The following is an 18,019-nucleotide window of genomic DNA, read 5'->3' as shown; positions in this document are numbered from 1 at the left end:
GGTCGTGCGGGGGCGCGGCGGGCGAGCCGGCGCCCGGTTCCGTCCGGCGGGGTCAGGGGCGTTCCAGGACGGCGGTGACTCCCTGGCCGCCCGCGGCGCAGACGGAGATCAGGCCCCGGCCCGGAACGTCCCGTTCCGCGAGGAGCCCGGCCAGGGTCGCGACGATCCTCGCACCGGTCGCGGCGAACGGATGCCCCGTGGCCAGGGACGATCCCGCCACGTTGAGCTTGTCGCGGTCGATCGCCGCCAGCCCCTGCTTCTCCCAGGAGGCCAGCGTGGCAAGCACCTGGGAGGCGAAGGCCTCGTGGATCTCGAAGAGGTCGAAGTCGTCGAAGGTGAGCCCGGCGCGCTCCAGCATGCGCGGTACGGCGTACGCGGGCGCCATCAGCAGTCCGTCCTCGCCGCTGACGTGGTCGACGGCCGCCGTCTCGTACAGCGACAGGTATGCGAGCGGCTCCAGGCCGTGCGCCTGCGCCCACTCCTCGCTCGCCAGCAGCACGGTGGCCGCGCCGTCGGTGAGCGGGGTCGAATTGCCCGCCGTCATCGTCGCGTCGGGGTGGCCTGCTCCGAACACCGGTTTCAGCGTGGCGAGTTTCTCGACGGTGGAGCCGGGCCGCAGGTTCTGGTCACGGTCCAGACCGCGGTACGGGACGACGAGGTCGTCCAGGAAGCCCCGCTCGTACGCGGCGGCGAGCCGCTGGTGGCTGGTGGCCGCCAGCAGGTCCTGGTCGGCGCGGGTGATGCCCCACTTCCGCGCGGTGACCGCGGCGTGCTCACCCATCGAGAGACCGGTGCGGGGTTCCTCGTTGCGCGGGATGTCCGGGACGAGGTGCCGGGGGCGTACGCCCGACAGGGCCTTGATCCGGGCGCCCGTCGACTTGGCGCGGCGGGCCTCGAGGAGCAGCCTGCGCAGCTGGTCGTTGACGCCGAGGGGCGCATCGCTCGTGGTGTCGGCGCCGCCCGCGATCGCCGAGTCGACGACCCCGAGCGTGATCTTGTTGGCGGCGGCGATGACGGCCTGCAGGCCCGTGCCGCAGGCCTGTTGGATGTCGTACGCGGGGGTGCGCGGGTCGAGGGCGGAACCCAGGACGGTCTCGCGTGCCAGGTTGAAGTCGCGGCTGTGCTTGAGGACCGCGCCCGCGACGAACTCGCCGACCCGCTGCCCCCGCAGACCGAACCGCTCGACCAGTCCGTCCAGTGCGGCGGTGAGCATCTCCTGGTTGGAGGCCTGCGCGTACGGGCCGTCGGAGCGGGCGAACGGGATGCGACTGCCGCCGATGACCGCGACCCTGCGCGGCTGCGGAAGTGCGAGGGGGATCAACTCGACCAACTCATCTCGACCAACTCCTGACTCCAGAGTAACCTTACTCCGGAGTAAATCTACGACCGAGCAGGAGTCTGGACAATGGCCGACCGCTATCTGCACCTCACCGGCACAGCACCCGGCCGCTTCCTGACCCGCAGGCTCGGCCTGCCCCAGCCCCGGCAGCTGCGGCGCTGGACGCTGGAGAATCCCACACTCGACGGGCCGTTGCTGCACCTCACAGCGGGTGAATCGGCGATCTCGGACATGCTGCGCGCGATTCTCGCGAAGATCGGCCCGGAGGCCACCGAGCAGACCGGCAACCCGGCGGGCATCGTCCTGGACGCGACCGGAATCACCACGGCCGCCGGACTCGGGAAGGTGCACGCCGCGCTCCATCCCGTCGTGCGCTCGCTGGCCGCGGGAGGCCGCGTCGTCGTCATCGGCGCCCCGCCGTCCCCCGACGACCACCACCAGGCGGCGGCACAGCAGGCACTCGAAGGGTTCGTGCGCTCGCTCGGCAAGGAGATCGGCAAGGGTGCCACCGCGCAGCTGCTTCGGATCCCGTCGGGCGCCGCCGCATCGGCGGAATCCACGCTCCGCTTCCTGCTCTCCCCCCGCTCCGCCTACATCAGCGGCCAGGTCATCGAACTCACCGACGCCACCCCGGACCCGGTCGCCGACTGGGCGGCGCCGCTGTCCGGGCGCACCGCGCTGGTCACCGGCGCGGCCCGCGGCATCGGAGCGTCGGTCGCCTCCGTCCTGGCCCGGGACGGCGCCACGGTGATCTGCCTGGACATCCCGCAGGCCGAGGAGGAACTGACCCGTACCGCCGCCCGGCTCGGCGCCACCGCCCTGCCGCTGGACATCACCGCACCCGACGCCGCCGACCTGATCGCCGGGGCCGCACCCGAGGGCCTCGACATCCTCGTCCACAACGCGGGCATCACCCGGGACCGCAGGCTCGCGAACATGCCGGCCGAACGCTGGGCCTCGGTGATCGAAGTCAACCTGGACAGCGTCCTGCGCACCACCGACGCCCTCCTCAAGGCGGGCGCCGTGAACCGCGGCGGCAGGATCGTCGCCACCGCATCCATCGCGGGGATCGCCGGGAACAACGGCCAGACCAACTACGCGGCCAGCAAGGCGGGCATCATCGGCCTCGTCCGCTCCCTGGCCCCGCACGCCGCCGCCGACCACGGCGTCACCGTCAACGCGGTCGCCCCCGGCTTCATCGAGACGAAGATGACCGCCGCCGTGCCGCTCTTCATCCGTGAGGCCGGCCGCCGGATGAACTCCCTTTCCCAGGGCGGACTTCCGGTCGATGTCGCCGAGACCACCGCCTGGTTCGCCCAGCCCGCGTCGAGCGCCGTCAACGGCCAGATCGTGCGGGTCTGCGGCCAGAGCCTGCTGGGGGCCTGAGCCGATGTCGAGCCTGAGCGTGTCCCTCCTGCGCGGAGCCGTCACCTCGCCGTTCAAGCGGGCGGGACGGCCCGGCGCCGAGCTCCCAGCCGGCAGGGCGTCGCTTCCCCCGGCCCGCAGCGCACCCGGGCCCCTCGCCTCGTACAGCAGGGTCTGCGGGTTCACCGGGCCCGGAGTGCTGCCGCTCACCTACCCGCACGTCCTGGGCTTCCCCCTGGCCATGCGCGTCATGACCGGCCGGGCCTTCCCCCTGCCGGTCCTGGGGCTCGTCCACACCTGGATCGACATCACCCGGCACCGGGCCCTGCACCCGGAGGACCGGCTCGAACTCACCGCGTACGCAGCCTGCCTGACTCCCCATCGCCGCGGCACCGAGGTCACGATGGTGACGGAGGCGCGGCTCGCGGGCGAGCTGGTGTGGGAGTCGCGCAGCGGATACCTGTCCCGGCACGCCACCGGCACCACCACCGCACCGGCCGCCGGGGCGGCGGTCCCCGAGGACCTTCCCGCCGTGGCCGAGTGGCAGCTGCCCGGCGACCTCGGCCGCCGGTACGGTGCCGCGTCCGGCGACCGGAACCCCATTCACCTGTACCCGCTGACGGCACGGCTGTTCGGCTTCCCCCGGCATATCGCGCACGGCATGTGGACCGTCGCCCGCTGCCTCTCCGAGGCCGAAGCCGGCATCGGAGCCGGCGAACCGGGCCGAATCCGTTCCGTACGGGCCGACTTCAGGGCCCCCCTCCCGCTGCCGGCCACCGTGACGTACGCGGCTGCGGGCTCCGCCTTCGAGGTGCGCGGCGGGGGCCGCGTCCACCTCACCGGCAGTGTGACCCTGGACGGCAGCTAGCGGGACTGCCACCCACGGCCGTGCATGAGGTTCTCCAAGCCGGCCCAGGAGAAGTTCATCAGGGTGCCCGCCGCTTCCTTGGCCGAGACGCCCGGAGTCTCGTTCGCCCACCCCGCGAGCGCCTCCGCAGCCCCCACGAGCGCCTGCGCAAGCCCGGCCACATCCCGGTCGGGCAGCGCCGGATCATGGTGCGCCTCGCGTGCCGCCGCCCCGATCAGACCCGTCACGAACGCAACGATCTCCTCCCGCAGCACCCCGACCTCGCTGACGAACGGCTCCCCCTGCGACCGCGCCTGCTGGTGCAGGACCGCCCAGCCGTCCGGGTTGTCCGCGGTGTGCGTGAAGAACGCCCGCAGCCCCGCCCACAACTGGCGATCCGCCGGCAGCCCCGGCTCCACCGCCGCCTGCACCGCTTCCACCAGCGCCTTTGCCTCGCGGCGGATACACGCGGTGAAGAGTTCTTCCTTGGAATTCAGATACAGATAGACCAACGGCTTGGACACACCGGCCAGCTCCGCGATCTCGTCCATCGAAGCTGCCCGGTACCCGCGCTGCCCGAAGGTCTGCACCGCGGCATCCATCATCTGCTTCTCACGGACCGCGCGCGGCATCCGTTTGCTCTTCACTGCACTCACGTCAGACTTCCCTCCCGCCCCCACTGCCCTACTCCTCGGTAAGAGTACGGCGCGGGTCCCGCCCCCGTCGTACGGAAGAGGCGGGGCCCGGCCACGATGACCGGTAGTCGCCCCTCACCCCCGCCGGGCGCGTACGCCTCCGGTCCCCCACGGGATCACACCTGGGTCCGATGCTGTCGCCCGCTCCCGCCGCCTAGTGTCCGTGACATGACGCTCAGACTCCCTGGAAGAACGACCGTCGCCGCCCTCACGGCCCTTGTCCTGTCGGCCGCGCCCGCCGTCACCGCGCACGCCTTATCCGGCCCCGCGACCACCCCTGCCGCATCCACCGCCACGCTCGAACTGCCCCGCCCGACCGGCCCGTACGCCGTCGGCGCCGACGTTCTCCACCTCACCGACCACGACCGCACCGACCCCTGGGTGCCCGACGCCGGGAACCGCGAACTCATGGTGTCGGTCCACTACCCCGCCCGGCCCGGCGGCGGAAGCGGCACCGCCCCCTACATGAGCACCGAAGAGGCCCGGCTGTTCCTGGCGCAGCGAGAACTGGACGGCATCGTGCCGCCCACAGTCGTCAGCTCCACCTCCACCCATGGCCGTACCGACGCCCGGGCCGCCCGGGGCCGGTTCCCGCTGGTGCTGCTCTCCCCCGGCTTCGGTACCCCCCGCGCCACACTCACCTCCCTCGCGGAGGACCTCGCGAGCCGCGGCTATGTCGTGGCCAGTGTCGATCACGCCTACGAGTCCACCGGGACGGCCTTCCCCGGCGGGCGGATGCTCACGTGCGCGGCCTGTGACGCGGTCGAGGCGGCGCCGGACGAGGCGGCCGAGCGGGACGTGCTGAAGACCGTCTCCACCGGACGGGCCGACGACCTCACCTTCGTACTCGACCGGCTGACCGGCCCCCGCCCGGCCTGGGACAGGTCCCGGATGATCGACCGGCGCAGGGTCGCCGCCGCGGGGCACTCCATCGGCGGCAGCGCCGCGGCCTCCACGATGCTCGGCGACTCCCGCGTCGACGCGGGGATCAACATGGACGGCACCTTCTTCGAGCCCGTTCCCCGCTCGGGCATCGGCGACCGCCCGTTCCTGATGCTCGGCACCGACGCGGGCCACCGTCCCGGAGGTGCGGACGGCTCCTGGGACGAGGGCTGGCGGCACCTGGACGGCTGGAAGCGGTGGCTGACCGTCAAGGGCTCCGGCCACTTCACCTTCACGGACGTCCCGGAACTCGGCGAACAGCTCGGCCTGCCGGTCGACCCCGAGGCCGCACTCTCCGGCGACCGCTCGACACGGATCACCCGGGCCTACGTGGCCGCCTTCCTCGACCTGCACCTCCGGGGCCGGGAACAGCCGCTCCTCGACGGCCCGTCGCCGGACAACCCCGAAGTCGTCCTCCAGCACCCCTGACCGCCCGGGGACGACGTCACGGAGGACGGGAGTGCGGGCGGTGTGGGCGACGGGTGGCTCACAGCGCCCGCGCACGGGGGTCAAGGCGCGTTCGGCCTGAAGCGCAGCCCCGAGATGGTGGCGCTGTTCGTGATGGCGCACGGGGCGTCCGCGGCGCCCGTCCCCTCCGACGGAACGTGCCCTGCACCCCGGTCGGGGTGCAGGGCACGTTTCCTACGGGCCTGGTGGCGTCACGCGGGGACGGGTACCGCCGACGGCTTCGCGGTCTCGGCCTCGACCTCGACCTCGACCTCGTCGACCGGGGAGGCCGACGCCGAGTTGTACTTGTCGTGGTCGAGGATGTTCTCGCGGGCCGAGACGATCACCGGGACCAGCGCCTGTCCGGCCACGTTCGTGGCGGTGCGCATCATGTCCAGGATCGGGTCGATGGCGAGCAGCAGGCCCACGCCCTCCAGCGGCAGGCCCAGCGTCGACAGGGTCAGCGTCAGCATGACCGTGGCGCCGGTGAGACCGGCGGTGGCGGCCGAGCCGATCACCGAGACGAACGCGATCAGGATGTAGTCACCGATGCCCAGCTGGACGTCGAAGATCTGCGCGATGAAGATCGCCGCCAGCGCCGGGTAGATCGCGGCGCAGCCGTCCATCTTCGTCGTGGCGCCGAACGGGACGGCGAAGCTGGCGTACTCCTTCGGGACACCGAGACGCTCGGTGACCTTCTGGGTGACCGGCATCGTGCCGACGGAGGAGCGGGAGACGAAGGCCAGCTGGATCGCGGGCCAGGCGCCCTTGAAGAACTGCAGCGGGCTGACCTTGGCGACCGTGGCGAGGAGCAGCGGGTAGACGCCGAACATCACCAGGGCGCAGCCGATGTAGACGTCGGCGGTGAACGTGGCGTACTTGCCGATCAGGTCCCAGCCGTAGTCGGCGATCGCGTAGCCGATGAGGCCGACGGTGCCGATCGGGGCGAGGCGGATGACCCACCACAGGGCCTTCTGGAGGAGCTCCAGGATCGACTCGCTGAGGGAGAGGATGGGCTTGGCCTTGTCGCCGAGCTGGAGCGCGGCGATACCGGCGACGGCAGCCATGAAGACGATCTGCAGCACGTTCAGCTCGGTGAACGGCGTGATGACGTCCGTCGGGATGATGCCGGTCAGGAAGTCGATCCAGGAGCCGGCGTGCTCGGGCTTGGCGCCGTCCTTCGGGGTGAGGCCGGTACCGGAGCCCGGGTTGGTGACCAGCCCGATCGCGAGGCCGATGGCGACCGCGATGAGCGAGGTGATCATGAACCAGAGCAGCGTGCGGGTCGCCAGCCTCGCGGCGTTGTTGACCTTGCGCAGGTTGGTGATCGACACCAGGATCGCGAAGAAGACGAGGGGCGCGACGGCCAGCTTCAGCAGCTGGACGAAGATGCTGCCGACCTGGTCGAGCGTGGTGTAGAGCCAGCTGATGTCCTGGCTGCGGGCGAGCCAGCCGAGCAGGACACCCAGGACCAGACCGGCGACGATCTGGACCCAGAACGGGACCTTGGGTATGCGGAAACCGGAGCCGGTGGACTTACCGGCATCGGTCGCGGGGGACGCGGAATTCGCGGACACGGACACACTCCAGATGTGCGCATCGGGACGTACGGGGACGGACGTACCTACGTGCGGTCGAACGGGGACGGGGGTGCGGCGCCCGCGTCAGGGGCGGCGCCGCTGCATGATGCCGGTTCAGACGTTGCGGCAACAGACCGCGGACATACAGCGGCAGAGATCGACATGCAGGCGCGCCACGAGCGGGGGGCTCATGGTGTGAAAGGGGCGCACTGCTGCGTTCATGTCGAACACGTTAACACTTGTACTTTGAGAACCTCAAAGGTCTGCTTTGACGAAGGGATGCGCCACGACCGCCTCCCGCGCTCGCCGGGCGGGCCCGGAAGCGGCGCGCACGGCCCGGAAACGCCGAAACCCCGGCACTGGAGCGAGTGCTCCGGTCCGGGGGCTTCGTGCGTACGGGGCCGCGTGGTGTGAGGAACCTTACGCGGCGCTTACTGGGTGACGCTGTCCTCGCGCGTGCGGTTCGCCTCGAGCTTGGCCTTGGTCCGGTCGACCGTGGAGATGAGCTGGGCGGACATCTCGTCGCGCTGCTTGCGCAGGAGGACGAAGCTGAGGGGCGCGGAGAGGAGCAGGCCGAGCAGGATGACCCAGACGAGGTTGGATCCACCGAGCCCCGCGGGCAGCACACCGAAGTGGACGGCCACACCGGAGACGAAGAAGCAGCCCACGAAAATCAGCAGGCGCATCGCGGTGTAGCGGATCGTTGCGCTCGGCTTGGCAGCGGACACGGCTGGCCTTCTCTCTACGTCCGACGTTCCTGCGGTCGCGCGGTCTGCGGTTCCACGATTCTGCCCGACCAGTGAAGCATGCCCCGAATTCGATCAGTTCGCAGGGCTCCCCGTTTCCACGAGCCGGCCCGCGGAGGGGCTGTCCTGCCGGAGGAGCGGGAGCAGCATGATGATGTCGTCGCGGTAGTCGTCCTCGGACACCCTGATCGCGTTCGGGACCCGCCCCACCTCCTGGTATCCGCAGGAGGAGTAGAAGCGGTCGGCCCCGGTGCCGCCGCGGCAGGTGAGCCGGATGGCGTCGATGCCCTCGATGGCGCGGGCGGCGTCGGCCGAGGCGGCCATCAGTTCGCGCCCGAAGCCCCTGCCCTGGTGGCGGGGGTGGACCATCACCGTGTAGAGCCCGATCCAGTGCCGCATCAGCCGGTGGGAGTTGTGCGTGAGGAAGGCGGTGGCGGCCACAGCGCCGCCCTCGTCCCGTCCGACGACCAGGCGGGTGCGGCCCTCGGCCATCCCGGCCAGGTGCCTGACCAGCTCCGGCCGGACCTCCTCGGCGGTGACGGGTGGCACGAAGCCGACGGCTCCGCCCGCGTTGGTGACGTCGACCCAGAGCGCGGTGATGCTGTCCCGCAGCGCCCGGTCGAACGGGGGATCCACCTCAAATGTAAGTGCCATAGCAGCAGATTAACTATTACCCCTCTGCCTCTCAACCGGTGTCCACCACGCGAGAAGGCCACGCGGCAGCCCATGCGAAAGCCCCGGCCGGGGACGGCTGGCCGGGGCTTTCACGAAACGGGAACGGAACCGGGAACCGGAACTCCCTCAGACGCGCATCGGCTGCGGCGACTCGCGCCGGTCGGCGTCCGGACCCGGGTACTCGCGCAGGATCTCGTACCGGGTGTTGCGCTCCACCGGCCGGAAGCCCGCGTCCCGGATCAGGTCCAGGAGGTCCTCACGGCCGAGCTTGCTCGGCGTGCCGTAGTCGTCCGCGTCGTGCGTGATCTTGTACTCGACGACCGAGCCGTCCATGTCGTCCGCGCCGTGCTGGAGCGCGAGCTGCGCGGTCTGCACCCCGTGCATCACCCAGAACACCTTGACGTGGGGAACGTTGTCGAAGAGCAGCCGCGAGACCGCGAAGGTCTTCAGCGCCTCCGCGCCGGTCGCCATCGACGTCCGCGCCTGGAGCGTGTTGCGGACCTTGCCGTCCTTCATGTCCACGAAGTCGTGCTGGTAGCGCAGCGGGATGAAGACCTGGAAGCCGCCGGTCTCGTCCTGCATCTCCCGCAGCCGCAGCACGTGGTCGACGCGGTGACGGGGCTCCTCGATGTGCCCGTACAGCATCGTCGCCGGGGTCTTGAGCCCCTTCTCGTGCGCGAGACGGTGGATGCGCGACCAGTCCTCCCAGTGGGTGTTGTGGTCGACGATGTGCTGGCGGACCTCCCAGTCGAAGATCTCCGCGCCACCGCCGGTCAGCGACTCCAGACCGGCCTCGATCAGCTCGTCGAGGATCTCGGACGCCGAGAGCCCCGAAATCGTCTCGAAGTGGTGGATCTCCGTCGCCGTGAACGCCTTGAGCCCCACGTTCGGCAGGGCTTCCTTGAGCGCGCTGAGCGAACGGGGGTAGTAGCGCCACGGCAGGGTGGGGTGCAGCCCGTTGACGATGTGCAGCTCGGTGAGGTTCTCGTTCTCCATCGCCTTGGCGAGGCGGACGGCCTCCTCGATGCGCATCGTGTACGCGTCCTTCTCGCCCGGCTTCCGCTGGAACGAGCAGTACGCGCAGGACGCGGTGCACACGTTGGTCATGTTGAGGTGGCGGTTGACGTTGAAGTGGACGACGTCGCCGTTCTTCCTCGTACGCACCTCGTGGGCCAGCCCGCCGAGCCAGGCCAGGTCGTCGGACTCGTAGAGCGCGATCCCGTCCTCGCGGGTCAGCCGCTCGCCGGCCCGGACCTTCTCCTCCAGCTCGCGCTTGAGTCCCGCGTCCACCAGTGCCCCTCCCATATCTCTACGTAACAGACTCCGGCAACCAACCGTACGCCTATGCCTCGTCGGGCAGTTCCCCGACCCGGTTCTCCCACTTGGTGGAGAGCACGATCGTCGTACGGGTCCGGGAGACCCCCTTCGTACCACTGAGCCGGCGGATCGTCTTCTCGAGGCCGTCCACGTCACCGACCCGCACCTTGAGCATGTACGAGTCGTCGCCCGCGATGAACCAGCAGTCCTCGATCTCGGCGAGGTCCTTCAGCCGGTGCGCGACGTCCTCGTGGTCGGCGGCGTCGGAGAGCGAGATGCCGATCAGCGCGGTGACCCCGAGTCCCAGCGACGCGGAGGCGACCGTCGCGCGGTAGCCGGTGATGACACCGGCGGTTTCCAGCCGGTTGATCCGGTCGGTGACGCTGGGCCCGGAGAGCCCCACGAGCCGTCCCAGCTCGGCATACGAGGCCCTGCCGTTCTCTCTGAGGGCCTGGATGAGCTGCCTGTCCACCGCGTCCATATGACTGAAACCTTCCATTGTTCAGCAGTACCGCGAGTTTAAGTGTAGAATCTAAGGCATGCAGGGCCCAGACCCTGCAAATCTTTCAGAACATCCAAGAAATGCTTTCGAATCTTCAGGAGTGAACTTCACCGTGTACACGATCGAGATGGCCTACGCCCGGATGCGCGAGCTGCAGGACCTGGCCAACCGCTCGCGTGCCCACCAGCCCGCCGCCGCGCACCGCGTCGACAAGACCCGCGCCCCGCGCACGCCCAAGAAGCGCTGACCGGCTAGGACCTTTCACGGGAGCCCCCACCGAGCTCTCCTTCCCACCGGCGGTACAGCTGGTGCGGCACCCCTGCCGCGTCCAGCACCCGCCCCGCGACGAAGTCCACCAGATCCTGGATGTGCGTCGCACCCGCGTAGAACGCCGGAGAGGCGGGCAGCACCACTGCGCCCGCCTCGTCGAGCGCGACCATCTGCTTCAGCGTCTGCCCGCTCAGCGGGGTCTCGCGGACCGCGACGACCAGCCTCCGCCGCTCCTTGAGCGTGACGCTCGCGGCACGCTGCAGCAGATCCTTGGACAGCCCGAGTGCCACCCCGGCCACACAGGCCGTCGACGCCGGCACGATGAGCATCCCCTTCGCCGGGTAGGACCCCGATGACGGCCCGGCCGCCAGATCGCCGGCCGCCCAGTGGCGTACGCGACCGAGATCCGTCCCGCTCACCCCGAAGGTGTGCGGCTTCCCGTCGGCCCCCCGCGCCAGCCAGTCGCCCAGGTCCTCCCGCCAGTGCGCGTCGCGGAAGGCGATCCCCGTCTCGTCCAGAAGGGTGAGGCGCGAGGCACGGCTCACCACCAGGTCGACACTCTCCCCCGCGGCCAGCAGCCCCCGCAGGACCGAGGCGGCGAACGGCGTCCCCGATGCGCCGGACACCCCGACAATCCAAGGCCTGCGCTGCTGCTGACTCACTGAAGTCCCGGAATCCACACCACCGAGCCTATCCGGCACCCCCGGTCAGGAACCGAGCCAGGTACTCCGTACGTTCCGTCAGGTGAAGGGACAGCCATGGACCAGGGGGTGACCATGACCGGTACGCGCGCAGGCGCCACCGCACGGGCCGTCACGGCGGGCGCCGTGATGCTGGGCTGGATCGCGCTGCTGTGGGTGCTGGAAGGCATCGACACGGCGACCGGCCACTCCCTCGACACGTACGGCATCAGCCCGCGTGAGCCCGCGGAGCTCGTCGACATCGTGCCGTCCGCGTTCCTGCACAGCGGCTGGGAGCATGTGGCCTCCAACAGCGTCCCGCTGCTGGTGCTCGGCTTCATCGCGGCGCTCGCGGGGATACGCAGGTTCGCCGCCGTGGTCCTGGTGGTGATCGTGACGGGCGGCCTCGGCGTCTGGCTCACCGCGCCCCCGAACACGGTCACGCTCGGCGCGTCCGGTGTCGTCTTCGGCCTCTTCGGCTATCTACTGGTCCGCGGCTTCGTGGACCGCCGACCCCTCGACATCGTGGTCGGCCTGGTCATCGCCGCGGTCTACGGCTCACTGCTCTGGGGCGTGCTGCCGACCGACTCCGGCATCAGCTGGCAGGGCCACCTCTTCGGCCTCGTGGGCGGGGTGGCGGCGGCCTTCGCCTTCCGCCGCCCCCGCCGTACGGCCGGTGCCGTCACGGTGTGAGACCGCGCACCAGCAGGTCGAGCAGCGCACAGGCGAACAGCGCGATCCCGATGAACCCGTTGACCGAGAAGAACGCCCGGTTCAGCCGGGACAGATCGTGCGGCCGCACCACCCGGTGCTCGTACACGAAGGCCGCCGCGACGATCGCCATGCCGATCCAGTAGAAGACCTGCGCGTCCGTCGCCAGGCCGAACCAGACCAGCAGCCCGGTCGTCACGACGTGGCAGACCCGCGCGCCCCACAGGGCCGCCGGGATTCCGAAGCGCGCCGGGAAGGAGAGCACCCCGTGGGCCCGGTCGGCCTGCACGTCCTGGCAGGCGAAGATCAGGTCGAAACCGCCGATCCAGATCCCGACGGCCAGGCCGAGGATCACCGCGTCCCACGACCAGCTGCCGGTCACCGCGAGCCAGGCGCCGATCGGCCCGATGGCCTGGGCGATGCCGAGGATCGCGTGCGGGAAGTTCGTGAACCGCTTGCCGTACGGGTAGACGACCATCGGCACGACGGCGACAGGTGCCAGCGCCAGACAGAGCGGATTCAGCAGGGCGGCCGCGCCGAGGAAGACGACGACGGCGACGATCGCACCGGTCCACGCCGACTTCACCGAGACCGCACCGGTGACCAGTTCACGGCCCGCGGTGCGGGGGTTACGGGCGTCGATCTCCCGGTCGATGATCCGGTTGGCAGCCATGGCGAACGTCCGCAGCCCGACCATGGCGACGGTCACGAGCAGCAGGGTGCCCCAGTGGATGTCCTTGTCCAGCTGGAACATCGCGGTCAGCGCGGCGATGTACGCGAACGGCAGGGCGAACACCGAGTGCTCGATCATCACCAGCCGCAGGAACGCACGGGGCGTGCTGCGGGGCTGCGGCATCGCAGCGGCGGAGGCGCTCACAGGCCGTACTCCTTCCAGCGGCGGTCGACCTTCGCCGCCGTGTCGGGGTCGGACTCGACCATCTCCGGCCAGCCCCCGTCCCGCGTGTAGCCCTCCTCGGGCAGCTTCCGGGTCGCGTCGATGCCCGCCTTGCCACCCCAGAACTGCTGGTAGGAGGCATGGTCGAGATGGTCGACCGGCCCTTCGGTGAGGAGCAGGTCGCGGGCGTAGTCGGTGTTGCCGAGCGCCCGCCAGGCGACCTCGTGCAGATCGTGGACGTCGCAGTCGGCGTCCACGACCACGATGAGCTTGGTCAGCGACATCATGTGCGCGCCCCAGACGGCACTCATCACCTTCTGGGCGTGCTTCGGGTACTTCTTGTCGATCGAGATGATCGCGCAGTTGTGGAAGCCGCCCGCCTCGGGCAGGTGGTAGTCCACGATGTCCGGGATGATGATCTTGAGCAGCGGGAGGAAGAACCTCTCGGTGGCCCGCCCCAGCGGCCCGTCCTCCGTCGGCGGCCGGCCCACCACGATCGACTGCAGCAGCGGACGCTTCCGCATCGTCACGCAGTCGATCGTCAGCGCGGGGAAGGGCTCCTGCGGTGTGTAGAAGCCGGTGTGGTCGCCGAAGGGCCCCTCGGGGAGCATCTCGCCCGGCTCCAGCCACCCCTCGATGACGACCTCGGCCTGCGCCGGGACCTGGAGCGGGACGGTCTTGCAGTCGACCATCTCGATCCGCTTGCCCTGGACGAAGCCGGCGAAGAGGTACTCGTCGATGTCCCCCGGCAGCGGCGCCGTGGAGGCGTACGTCACCGCGGGCGGCGCCCCGAACGCGATGGCGACGGGCAGCCGTTCACCGCGCTTGGCGGCGACCTGGTAGTGGTTGCGGCTGTCCTTGTGGATCTGCCAGTGCATGCCGATGGTGCGCTTGTCGTGACGCTGCAGCCGGTAGAGCCCGAGGTTGCGGATGCCGGTCTCGGGGTGCTTGGTGTGGGTGAGGCCCAGGTTGAAGAACGAGCCGCCGTCCTCGGGCCAGGTGAAGAGCGCCGGCAGCTGTTCCAGGTCCACGTCGTCGCCGGTCAGGACGACCTCCTGGACCGGTGCGCTCCCGGACTTCACCTTCTTCGGCGGCACATGGACCATCGAGCCGAGCTTCCCGAACGCCTCGCGGACCCCGACGAAGCCGTTCGGCAGCTCCGGCTTGAGCAGGCCGCCGATCTTGTCGCTGATGTCGGAGTAGGACTTCAGCCCGAGCGCCTTGAGCAGCCGCCGGTCGGTCCCGAAGACATTCATGGCCAGGGGCATGGACGCCCCCTTGACGTTCTCGAAGAGCAGCGCGGGCCCGCCCGCCTTGTTCACCCGGTCGACGATCTCGCCGACCTCCAGATACGGGTCGACCTCGGCCTTGATGCGCTTGAGATCGCCCTCGCGCTCCAGAGCCCGGAGCAGGGAGCGAAGATCGTCGTAAGCCATGCGGACAAGTATCGGCCACCCGCTACCCTGGGCCCGTCACCGGGGCGGGACAGTGCGCCCCTCACCTTTTCTCGGGGGACCCTTCCACGATGCTCAGGGCCTTGATCTATCTTCTGCCGCTCGCACTCACGATCTACGCGTTCATAGACTGCCTGAACACGCCGGAGGACGAGGCCAAGCACCTGCCGAAGCTGGCCTGGGTCTTCATCATCCTGCTGTTCTGGATCGTGGGCCCGATCGTCTGGTTCGCGGCCGGCAAGCTGCGGGTGCCGCCCACCGGAGGCCGTACGCCCTCCGAGTGGCACCGCAACCACCGCACCACATGGGTGGCGCCGGACGACAACCCGGACTTCCTGAAGTCGATCAAGGACGAGAACGCCCGGGACGAGTCGCTCCTGAAGGACTGGGAAGCGGATCTGCGCCGCCGCGAGGACGAGATGAAGCGCCGCGAGGACGGGGCAGGGTCCGGCGACGCCTCCTCATGAGGACAGCAGCTGCCCCAGCCGGTTGAGGAGGGGCAGCAGCGCCGTGCGCTCCTGAGGGGTGAGCGCCTCCAGGGCGCCACGCACGACGCGCATCTCGGCGCGGATGCGGTGGGCCAGCTCGGTGCCGTCCGGTGTGCGGGCGGCGACCTTGGAGCGGCGGTCGTCGGGGGCCGGGGTGCGGGTGACGAGGCCGCGGGTCTCCATACGGCCGATCAGGCCGGTGGCGTTGGACGCGTCGCAGACCAGGTGATGGGCCAGGGCACTCATCGGCATGGGTTCGTTCAGGGCGATCAGCGCACGCGCCTGCGAGGTGCTGAGGCCGTGGCGGGCGGCGACGGCGGTGAGGTCGTCGTGGTGACCGCGGACGACGACCGCGAGGGGTTCCAGCAGTTCGTCCGGAGTAGGGACGGCGCGGGGTGCCGGTTCCGTCGTCATGGTCGGTCATCCTTCGATCTGTACGCGTGGCCCCGAGGCCCGGAACCGTGCCCGCCACGCGACGCATTCATTTGACATGCTCAACTTTTGGCAGTTACATGAACTGTATTGCTTGAGCATATCAAGCTTTGCTCGTGTCTTGCGTCTCGCGTCTCGTAGGGAGCACCCCCCATGCCCTCCGTTCTGTTCGTCCTCACCGGTGCAGACCACTGGACCCTCAACGACGGCACCACCCATCCCACCGGCTTCTGGGCCGAGGAGCTCGCCGCCCCGCACCGCGTCTTCACCCAGGCCGGATTCGACATCACCATCGCCACCCCGGGCGGCGTCGCCCCCACCGTGGACACGGCCAGCCTGGCCGCCGAGGCCAACGGGGGCCAGGAGCAGGCCGATGCCGTCGCCTCGTACCTCGCGGCGATCGACGAGACGCTCCGCATCCCCGCCCGCCTCGAGGACGTCGTGCCCACCTCGTACGACGTGGTCTTCTACCCCGGCGGCCACGGCCCCATGGAGGACCTGGCCGTCAGCGAGGTGTCCGGCCGCCTCCTCACCGCCGCCCTGGACTCCGGCACGCACCTGGGCATCCTGTGCCACGCCCCCGCCGCCCTGCTGCCCGCCCGCCGCGAGGACGGCAGCTGGCCCTTCGCCGGCTACCGCCTGACCGGATTCAGCAACACGGAGGAGACCCAGGCCGGCCTGGCCACGAAGGCCCCCTGGCTGCTGGAGAACCGGCTCGTGGAACTCGGCGCGGACTACTCCGCCGGGGACCCCTGGGGGCCCCACACCGTGCACGACCGCAATCTGCACACCGGACAGAACCCGGCCTCCTCGGAACAGCTGGCCCGCGAGATCATGGCGGCCCTGTGAGCGGCGCCGAGACGCCGGCCGAGGTCGTCGCCCGCCTCCGCGGCACCTTCCGTACCGGACGCACCAAGGGCCTCGACTGGCGCACCTCCCAGCTGACGCGGCTGCGCGCCCTGCTCACCGAGTCGGGTGACGAGCTGGCCGAGGCGCTCCGCGCCGACCTCGGCAAGAGCCGCAAGGAGGCCTACCGGACCGAGATCGACTTCACGGTCCGCGAGATCGACCACACCCTGGAGCGGCTGGAGGGCTGGCTGCGGCCCGAGCCCGCCCCCGTACCCGCGGCACTCGCCGGAGCCACCGCCCACACGGTGCAGGACCCGCTGGGCGTGGTCCTCGTCATAGCGCCGTGGAACTACCCGGTGCAGCTGCTGCTCGCTCCACTGGCCGGTGCGCTGGCCGCGGGCAACGCCGTCGTCGCCAAGCCCAGCGAGCTGGCGCCCGCGACCTCCGCCGCCGTGGCCCGGCTGCTGCCGCGGTATCTGGACGCCGACGCGGTCGCCGTGGTCGAGGGTGCCGTCCCGGAGACCACCGCGCTGCTGGCCGAGCGCTTCGACCACATCTTCTACACCGGCAACGGCACGGTCGGCCGGATCGTCATGACCGCCGCCGCCCGCCACCTCACCCCGGTCACCCTCGAACTGGGCGGCAAGTCGCCCGTCTTCGTCGACCGGGACACGGATCTGGCGACGGTGGCCGCACGGCTGGCCGCGGGCAAGTTCCTCAACGCCGGCCAGACCTGCGTCGCCCCCGACTACGTCCTGACCGACCCGGAGACCGCGCCCGCCCTGGCGGACGCGCTCGCGGCGGCGGTCGAGGGGCTGTACGGACAGGAAGCCTCGGCCCACCCCGAGTACGGGCGGATCGTCAACGAGCGCCACTTCGACCGGCTGGTGGGGCTGCTGGACTCCGGCCGTACGGTCACGGGCGGCACCCACGACCGTGCCGACAAGTACATCGCGCCGACCGTGCTGGCCGATGTGGCGCCGGACGCCCCCGTCATGGGCGAGGAGATCTTCGGCCCCGTACTGCCGATCGTGACGGTCGACGGGCTCGACGAGGCCATCGGCTTCATCAACGACCGGGACAAGCCGCTGGCGCTGTACGCCTTCACGCACTCCCCCGCCGTCCGGGAGCGGCTGCTGGCCGAGACCTCCTCGGGGGGCGTGGGCCTGGGCCTGCCGCTGGCCCATCTGACCGTGTCCGACCTGCCGTTCGGCGGGGTCGGAGAGAGCGGCATGGGCAACTACCACGGCCGGTACTCCCTGGAGACGTTCAGCCACCGCAAGGCCGTCCTCGACACCCCGCTGGCCCGGTGAGCCCTCCGTACGCCGACTGGCTGGCGGTCGCACTCGCCGAGGCCCGGGAGGGCCTCGCGGAGGGCGGCGTCCCGGTGGGCGCCGCTCTGTACGGGGCGGACGGCACCCTGCTCGGCCGGGGCCGCAACCGCCGTGTCCAGGACGGCGATCCGTCCCTGCACGCGGAGACGGCGGCGTTCCGGGCGGCCGGCCGACAGCGCTCGTACCGGGGCACGACGATGGTGACCACGCTCTCGCCGTGCTGGTACTGCAGCGGTCTGGTCCGGCAGTTCGGGATCTCCCGGGTGGTGATCGGCGAGGCCGAGACCTTCCACGGCGGCCACGACTGGCTGGCCGGGCACGGGGTGGAGATCGTGCTGCTCGACGACCCGGAGTGCGTCGCGCTGATGCGTGCGTTCGTCCGGGACCGTCCGGAGCTGTGGCACGAGGACATCGGCGAGGAATGAGGAACGACGAAGGGCGCGGTCCGCAC

General features: G+C 70.5%; 20 protein-coding genes. 9 read left to right on the top strand and 11 right to left on the bottom strand.

Features of this window, described 5'->3' with window-relative positions:
* Nucleotides 1-52: 52 nt before the first annotated feature.
* Nucleotides 53-1,330: an acetyl-CoA C-acetyltransferase gene (locus tag ACFQ6X_RS26230; RefSeq protein ID WP_383184860.1), complete on the bottom strand. Its 1,278-nt coding sequence runs from the start codon at nt 1,328-1,330 to the stop codon at nt 53-55.
* A gap of 75 nt (nt 1,331-1,405) precedes the next feature.
* Here ACFQ6X_RS26230 and ACFQ6X_RS26225 point away from each other — a divergent pair, with 75 nt between their 5' ends.
* Nucleotides 1,406-2,725, top strand: a complete 1,320-nt coding sequence (locus ACFQ6X_RS26225; protein ID WP_383184858.1) for a 3-oxoacyl-ACP reductase — start codon at nt 1,406-1,408, stop codon at nt 2,723-2,725.
* 4 nt (nt 2,726-2,729) lie between these two features.
* Nucleotides 2,730-3,572 carry a MaoC/PaaZ C-terminal domain-containing protein gene (locus ACFQ6X_RS26220; RefSeq protein ID WP_383184856.1) on the top strand — a complete coding sequence of 281 codons (843 nt, stop codon included), beginning with the start codon at nt 2,730-2,732 and terminating at the stop codon, nt 3,570-3,572.
* Here ACFQ6X_RS26220 and ACFQ6X_RS26215 read toward each other — a convergent pair.
* Nucleotides 3,569-4,183 (bottom strand): TetR/AcrR family transcriptional regulator, encoded by a 615-nt coding sequence (locus ACFQ6X_RS26215; RefSeq protein ID WP_329215268.1) that lies wholly within the window; start codon nt 4,181-4,183, stop codon nt 3,569-3,571. The two genes, ACFQ6X_RS26220 and ACFQ6X_RS26215, sit on opposite strands and share 4 nt — an antisense overlap.
* Nucleotides 4,184-4,414: 231 nt before the next feature.
* Here ACFQ6X_RS26215 and ACFQ6X_RS26210 point away from each other — a divergent pair, with 231 nt between their 5' ends.
* Nucleotides 4,415-5,617 carry an alpha/beta hydrolase family protein gene (locus tag ACFQ6X_RS26210; RefSeq protein ID WP_383184854.1) on the top strand — a complete coding sequence of 401 codons (1,203 nt, stop codon included), beginning with the start codon at nt 4,415-4,417 and terminating at the stop codon, nt 5,615-5,617.
* 230 nt (nt 5,618-5,847) lie between these two features.
* Here the strand turns inward: ACFQ6X_RS26210 and ACFQ6X_RS26205 are convergent, their stop codons facing one another.
* From ACFQ6X_RS26205 to ACFQ6X_RS26185, 5 genes are all read right to left on the bottom strand, one after another.
* Nucleotides 5,848-7,212 carry a dicarboxylate/amino acid:cation symporter gene (locus tag ACFQ6X_RS26205; RefSeq protein ID WP_383184852.1) on the bottom strand — a complete coding sequence of 455 codons (1,365 nt, stop codon included), beginning with the start codon at nt 7,210-7,212 and terminating at the stop codon, nt 5,848-5,850.
* A gap of 434 nt (nt 7,213-7,646) precedes the next feature.
* Entirely contained in the window at nt 7,647-7,943 is a 297-nt protein-coding gene (locus ACFQ6X_RS26200; protein ID WP_356417790.1) for a DUF4229 domain-containing protein, read from the bottom strand.
* Nucleotides 7,944-8,036: 93 nt separating this feature from the next.
* Entirely contained in the window at nt 8,037-8,615 is a 579-nt protein-coding gene (locus ACFQ6X_RS26195) for a GNAT family N-acetyltransferase (RefSeq protein ID WP_383184850.1), read from the bottom strand.
* A 147-nt stretch (nt 8,616-8,762) separates the two neighbouring features.
* Nucleotides 8,763-9,926, bottom strand: coding sequence for an aminofutalosine synthase MqnE (mqnE, locus tag ACFQ6X_RS26190; protein ID WP_329215266.1), 1,164 nt, complete (start codon nt 9,924-9,926; stop codon nt 8,763-8,765).
* 52 nt (nt 9,927-9,978) lie between these two features.
* A complete protein-coding gene (locus tag ACFQ6X_RS26185) occupies nt 9,979-10,434 on the bottom strand; it encodes an Lrp/AsnC family transcriptional regulator (RefSeq protein ID WP_329209980.1) in 456 nt (151 codons plus the stop codon).
* A gap of 121 nt (nt 10,435-10,555) precedes the next feature.
* Here ACFQ6X_RS26185 and ACFQ6X_RS26180 point away from each other — a divergent pair, with 121 nt between their 5' ends.
* On the top strand, nt 10,556-10,702 hold the full coding sequence (locus ACFQ6X_RS26180) for a hypothetical protein (RefSeq protein WP_329215560.1): 147 nt from the start codon (nt 10,556-10,558) through the stop codon (nt 10,700-10,702).
* 4 nt (nt 10,703-10,706) lie between these two features.
* Here the strand turns inward: ACFQ6X_RS26180 and ACFQ6X_RS26175 are convergent, their stop codons facing one another.
* Complete coding sequence (locus tag ACFQ6X_RS26175) at nt 10,707-11,387, bottom strand: UbiX family flavin prenyltransferase (protein WP_383184848.1); 681 nt, start codon at nt 11,385-11,387, stop codon at nt 10,707-10,709.
* 114 nt (nt 11,388-11,501) lie between these two features.
* Here ACFQ6X_RS26175 and ACFQ6X_RS26170 point away from each other — a divergent pair, with 114 nt between their 5' ends.
* Entirely contained in the window at nt 11,502-12,098 is a 597-nt protein-coding gene (locus ACFQ6X_RS26170; protein WP_383184847.1) for a rhomboid family intramembrane serine protease, read from the top strand.
* Here ACFQ6X_RS26170 and mqnP read toward each other — a convergent pair.
* Complete coding sequence (mqnP, locus tag ACFQ6X_RS26165) at nt 12,088-12,972, bottom strand: menaquinone biosynthesis prenyltransferase MqnP (RefSeq protein ID WP_383184876.1); 885 nt, start codon at nt 12,970-12,972, stop codon at nt 12,088-12,090. The two genes, ACFQ6X_RS26170 and mqnP, sit on opposite strands and share 11 nt — an antisense overlap.
* Nucleotides 12,973-12,989: 17 nt before the next feature.
* The gene (locus ACFQ6X_RS26160; protein WP_383184846.1) at nt 12,990-14,447 is read right to left on the bottom strand and encodes a menaquinone biosynthesis decarboxylase; all 1,458 of its coding nucleotides are present in this window, start codon (nt 14,445-14,447) and stop codon (nt 12,990-12,992) included.
* Nucleotides 14,448-14,536: 89 nt separating this feature from the next.
* Between ACFQ6X_RS26160 and ACFQ6X_RS26155 the strand changes: the two genes are divergently transcribed.
* On the top strand, nt 14,537-14,932 hold the full coding sequence (locus ACFQ6X_RS26155) for a PLD nuclease N-terminal domain-containing protein (protein ID WP_383184845.1): 396 nt from the start codon (nt 14,537-14,539) through the stop codon (nt 14,930-14,932).
* On the opposite strand, the gene ACFQ6X_RS26150 is transcribed toward ACFQ6X_RS26155, so the two are convergent.
* Entirely contained in the window at nt 14,927-15,367 is a 441-nt protein-coding gene (locus tag ACFQ6X_RS26150; protein ID WP_383184843.1) for a MarR family winged helix-turn-helix transcriptional regulator, read from the bottom strand. The genes ACFQ6X_RS26155 and ACFQ6X_RS26150 overlap by 6 nt on opposite strands.
* Nucleotides 15,368-15,538: 171 nt before the next feature.
* Here ACFQ6X_RS26150 and ACFQ6X_RS26145 point away from each other — a divergent pair, with 171 nt between their 5' ends.
* The 3 genes from ACFQ6X_RS26145 to ACFQ6X_RS26135 are packed head-to-tail and all read left to right on the top strand — an operon-like array spanning nt 15,539 to nt 17,993.
* Entirely contained in the window at nt 15,539-16,234 is a 696-nt protein-coding gene (locus ACFQ6X_RS26145; protein ID WP_383184842.1) for a type 1 glutamine amidotransferase domain-containing protein, read from the top strand.
* Nucleotides 16,231-17,547: an aldehyde dehydrogenase family protein gene (locus ACFQ6X_RS26140; protein WP_383184841.1), complete on the top strand. Its 1,317-nt coding sequence runs from the start codon at nt 16,231-16,233 to the stop codon at nt 17,545-17,547. The genes ACFQ6X_RS26145 and ACFQ6X_RS26140 overlap by 4 nt, the downstream gene beginning before the upstream one ends.
* Nucleotides 17,544-17,993 carry a nucleoside deaminase gene (locus ACFQ6X_RS26135; RefSeq protein ID WP_383184839.1) on the top strand — a complete coding sequence of 150 codons (450 nt, stop codon included), beginning with the start codon at nt 17,544-17,546 and terminating at the stop codon, nt 17,991-17,993. Before ACFQ6X_RS26140 ends, ACFQ6X_RS26135 begins: the two co-directional genes overlap by 4 nt.
* Nucleotides 17,994-18,019 lie beyond the last annotated feature (26 nt).

Origin of the sequence: Streptomyces sp. NPDC056452 (assembly GCF_042796085.1) — a bacterium.
Lineage (GTDB): Bacteria > Actinomycetota > Actinomycetes > Streptomycetales > Streptomycetaceae > Streptomyces.
This window is presented reverse-complemented; position numbering and strand designations above follow the sequence as displayed.